At 71.1% G+C, this 3,938-nt stretch carries 5 protein-coding genes; 3 read left to right on the forward strand and 2 right to left on the reverse strand.

Translation table 11 applies throughout. The features are described from left to right. The first annotated feature begins 443 nt into the window (after window positions 1-443). Entirely contained in the window at window positions 444-1,034 is a 591-nt protein-coding gene (locus ACGF5C_RS34205; protein WP_393308472.1) for a hypothetical protein, read from the forward strand. Window positions 1,035-1,106: 72 nt separating this feature from the next. On the opposite strand, the gene ACGF5C_RS34210 is transcribed toward ACGF5C_RS34205, so the two are convergent. Next, window positions 1,107-1,649, reverse strand: coding sequence for a hypothetical protein (locus tag ACGF5C_RS34210; protein WP_393308474.1), 543 nt, complete (start codon window positions 1,647-1,649; stop codon window positions 1,107-1,109). A gap of 30 nt (window positions 1,650-1,679) precedes the next feature. Between ACGF5C_RS34210 and ACGF5C_RS34215 the strand changes: the two genes are divergently transcribed. Then, window positions 1,680-1,961, forward strand: a complete 282-nt coding sequence (locus ACGF5C_RS34215) for a hypothetical protein (RefSeq protein WP_393308476.1) — start codon at window positions 1,680-1,682, stop codon at window positions 1,959-1,961. Window positions 1,962-2,018: 57 nt separating this feature from the next. On the opposite strand, the gene gdhA is transcribed toward ACGF5C_RS34215, so the two are convergent. Next, entirely contained in the window at window positions 2,019-3,356 is a 1,338-nt protein-coding gene (gene gdhA, locus ACGF5C_RS34220; RefSeq protein ID WP_393308479.1) for an NADP-specific glutamate dehydrogenase, read from the reverse strand. A gap of 115 nt (window positions 3,357-3,471) precedes the next feature. Between gdhA and ACGF5C_RS34225 the strand changes: the two genes are divergently transcribed. Beyond that, window positions 3,472-3,792 carry a MazG-like family protein gene (locus ACGF5C_RS34225; protein WP_357704271.1) on the forward strand — a complete coding sequence of 107 codons (321 nt, stop codon included), beginning with the start codon at window positions 3,472-3,474 and terminating at the stop codon, window positions 3,790-3,792. Window positions 3,793-3,938: the final 146 nt, after the last annotated feature.

Raw genomic sequence — 3,938 nt, forward strand, 5'->3', positions numbered from 1 at the left:
GCGGGCCACACCCCGTCGGTGGTCGCGCGCCGTCCGTGCCTGGATGTCGGTTATGCGGTACGGCTGCCGTGAGGCGTCCGCGAAGCGTCCCGTGGGTCCGGTTCGGGGTGTGACCGGGGGCATCGTGGGTGCGGAATCGTGGGCGGGGCGGGGTCGTTACACCATGCGTACGGCCGAGCAAGGCCGCCCCCAGCGGGCTGGCGTGCAGGCCCCCGGCCCCGGAATGTTGGTGGGTCGCTGGTCGTTACACATGGTCCCGGCCGGTGAAGGGGGCGACCCCTCGCCCCCCGCGACACGGGCCGCTCCCGGTCTTGATGGCCGGTCTGATTCTTCCCGGCGCGTGACGCCGGATCTCCCCCGAGTTTTGTTGAGCGCCGGACGGTGCTTGCGCCCCGCTGATCCCCCTTTCGGCGTGTGGTGCCAACCCCCGAATGGAGCGTCTGATGAACATGATCATGCGTAAGAGCGTTCTTGGTATCGCTGGTCTGGCTGTTGCCGGTGGTCTGGCCGCCGGTCCGCTGAACCACACCGACACCACCCCGGTCGAGGCGACGCCGGTCACCGCCGTGCAGGCTGAGAAGCCGGGTGTGGACGGGTCGAAGCTGGTTCCGCATGGTGTGCAGGGTGCGCAGTCGCGGATCGGCCTGTCGGATGAGCAGGTGGCGAACGTGAAGGCGATCATTGCGGCGACGAAGAAGGCCGGGATGGACGAGCGGGCCGCGGTGGTGTCGATCGCGACGGCGTTGCAGGAGTCGAAGCTGGAGAACCTGGGTCATCTGGGTGACCGCAACGACCACGACTCGCAGGGTCTGTTCCAGCAGCGCCCGTCGAGCGGTTGGGGCACGGTGGAGCAGATCACCGACCCGCAGTACTCGACGACGGCGTTCCTGAAGGGTCTGAAGCAGGTCGACCGGTGGCAGGACATGCCGCTGACCGAGGCCGCGCAGACGGTGCAGGTGTCGGCGTACCCGGACCACTACGCCCAGTGGGAACAGCAGGCCGCCGACCTGGTCGCCGAACACTGGAACAGCTGACGACAAGTGCATGACGCCGCTGGCCGGTACCCCGCGCGGGGTACCGGCCAGCGGCATCCTCGCCTCCGACCGTCAGCGGCCGCCCTCGGCCAGCTCGGCGAGCATCCCCTCGCAGCTGCGGACCACGACCTGTGCGCCCCGCCGCTGGGTCAGCCGGAGCGAGCTGTCCTCCGCCCGGTTCCGCCAGTTCCACTGCGCGTCGGCGGCGACATCCCAGAGCTGTTGCTGGTCGCGTCGTGTTCGACGCCGAGTCGGGCAGCCAGGCCGACGCCGTCCCCGCCGAGCCTCCTCGGCCAACTCGGTGTCGAATCCGAGCCGGGTGTTCCGCAACGCCGCGAGCAGTCGCAGCTCCTGGAACTCGTGCGCGCCGGCCGTCGCGAGCCGGACCCCGAAGAGGCCGAGCCGGTCGAGCAGCGCGGCGCGTACCTCGGCGTCCAGCCGTACCGGTAGCTCGCCGCCGGCGAAGCGGTCGGCCGAGAGCAGGTGGGGCTCCAGGGCCTCGCGGGGCACGCGGGCCAACTGCGCGAGCACCGCGAAGTCCGACTCGCTGAGCACCCGGCCGGCCAGGCCGATCAGCCCGCTGCAGGCCACCGTGTCCACGCAGAGCGCGTTCACGCGGGGGTCCCGGTACTGCCGGCGAGCGAGTTGGCGGGCGGTGAGCAGGGCGTCGATCTGTCCGCCGCCGGTCTCGTCGGCCGGGACAGCACCAGGACCGCCACCACCCGGAACGGGGCGATCCTCACCGTCCTGATCGGCGGTGACGCGGAGGTCGGCGACATGGCGTACGAGGTGGCGCTCTTCGTCGGGCAGGCCGAACGGCACCTGCCGGTGCGCCTCGAAGCGGCCTCGACGGTGCGGGGCGGGGACACCGCTGCGGACTCGGGCCCGGCCCCCACCTGGCCGGGCCCGTCGGTGGCCCACCCCTGACCGCCCGCACGAGCATCGACCAGCGGAACCGGCCGGCGTCGAGCCCGGTGACGCCGGTCAGATCAGGCCGTGCGCCAGCATCGCCTCCGCCACCCGGCGGAACCCGTCGATGTTCGCCCCCGCCACGTAGTCGCCGGGCAGGCCGTACTCGTCGGCGGTGGCCCAGCAGCGGTCGTGGATGTCCCGCATGATCCCCCGCAGCCGCTGCTCCGACTCGGCGAAGGTCCACGAGTCCCGGCTGGCGTTCTGCTGCATCTCCAGCGCGCTCACCGCCACCCCGCCGGCGTTGGCCGCCTTGCCCGGCGCGAACCGTACCCCGGCCCGGCCCAGGATCCGCACCGCCTCCGGCGTGGTGGGCATGTTCGCACCCTCCACCACCGCGACGCAGCCGCCGGCCACGAGCGCCGCGGCCTCCGCGCCGCCGATCTCGTTCTGCGTCGCGCACGGCAGCGCCAACTGGCAGGGCACCTCCCAGACGGTACGACCGGAGACCGCCATCGCGTGCGGCACGTGCCGCGCGTAGTCGTCCAGCCGGGCCCGGCGCTGTTCCTTTAACTCCCGCAGCAGTTCCAGGTCGATGCCCTTCTCGTCGAGCACGTAGCCGGACGAGTCCGAGCAGGCGACGACCTTCCCGCCGAGCTGGTGCACCTTCTCGATCGCGTAGATCGCCACGTTGCCGGAGCCGGAGACCACCACCCGCTTGCCCTCCAGGCCGTCCCCGGCCTGCCGCAGCATCTCCTCGGCGAAGAACACCGCCCCGTAGCCGGTCGCCTCCCGGCGCACCTGCGCGCCCCCGTACGCCAGGCCCTTGCCGGTGATCACGCCCGACTCGTACCGGTTGGTGATCCGCTTGTACTGGCCGAACAGGTAGCCGATCTCCCGGCCGCCCACGCCGATGTCCCCGGCCGGCACGTCGGTCTCCGCGCCGATGTGCCGGTACAGCTCGGTCATGAAACTCTGACAGAACCGCATCACCTCGCGGTCCGAGCGCCCCTTCGGGTCGAAGTCCGCGCCACCCTTGCCGCCGCCGATCGGCAGCCCGGTCAGCGCGTTCTTGAAGATCTGCTCGAAGCCGAGGAACTTCACGATCCCGAGGTACACCGACGGGTGGAAACGCAGCCCGCCCTTGAACGGGCCGAGCGCGCTGTTGAACTCCACCCGGAAACCCCGGTTCACCCGGACCCGGCCCTGGTCGTCCTCCCACGGCACCCGGAAGATGACCTGCCGCTCCGGCTCGCAGATCCGCTCGATGATCCTCGCCTCGGTGTACTCGGGGTGCCGGGCCAGGGCCGGACCGATGCTCTCCAGCACCTCGCGCACCGCCTGGTGGAACTCCGGCTCTCCCGGATTGCGGGCGACCACGCTGGCGAACACCGTCTCCACGGACTCTGGCATACCGACACGTCCCTTCACTACTTGCTGGTAGCCACGTTGCTACCACCCAGCGTCCGCGTACCCGCCAACCGTCCCGGGATACGGACCGTGACCTTCGTCCGGTTCACTATCCGTCGTGGACGACTCGATCTGGGCCGCGGTCCGGGCCTCGCGTGGCTGGCTGGACGCCGCCAACGGCACGGGACAGGCCGAAATGACCTGCCGGATCCTCAAGCTCACGGAGGAGGCGGGGGAGGCAGCGGGCGCCTGGATCGGTCTGCTCGGTCAGAATCCGCGCAAGGGCGTCACCCACACGCGGGACGACGTGGCGGCGGAACTGGCGGACGTGGCGTTCACCGCGCTGGTCGCCATCGAGAGCCTCGGGCTGGACGCGGCAACGGTGCTCGGCTCGTGTGCGGCCAAGGTCCGGGGTCGGGTGGGGTCTCTTCCTGGTTGAGGTTCGGGTCCTGGCCTCTTCTGTGTGTGTGCTTGCCGTGCGTCGCTGTGCGGTCGTGGTGGGGTGTGGGTTGTTCTGCGGTCGTGGTGGGGTGTTGGGTTGCGGTGCGTGGTGGTGGGGGTGTGGCCCGCCGTGCCCGGCTCCGG

Origin of the sequence: Micromonospora sp. NPDC047620, assembly GCF_043205005.1 — a bacterium.
In the GTDB taxonomy this organism is placed as follows: domain Bacteria; phylum Actinomycetota; class Actinomycetes; order Mycobacteriales; family Micromonosporaceae; genus Micromonospora.

Excerpts from the sequence above, each read along its gene's own strand:
- ACGF5C_RS34205 (WP_393308472.1), top strand. The coding sequence starts at position 444 with ATGAACATGATCATGCGTAAGAGCGTTCTTGGTATCGCTGGTCTGGCT.
- gdhA (WP_393308479.1), bottom strand. The coding sequence starts at position 3,356 with ATGCCAGAGTCCGTGGAGACGGTGTTCGCCAGCGTGGTCGCCCGCAAT.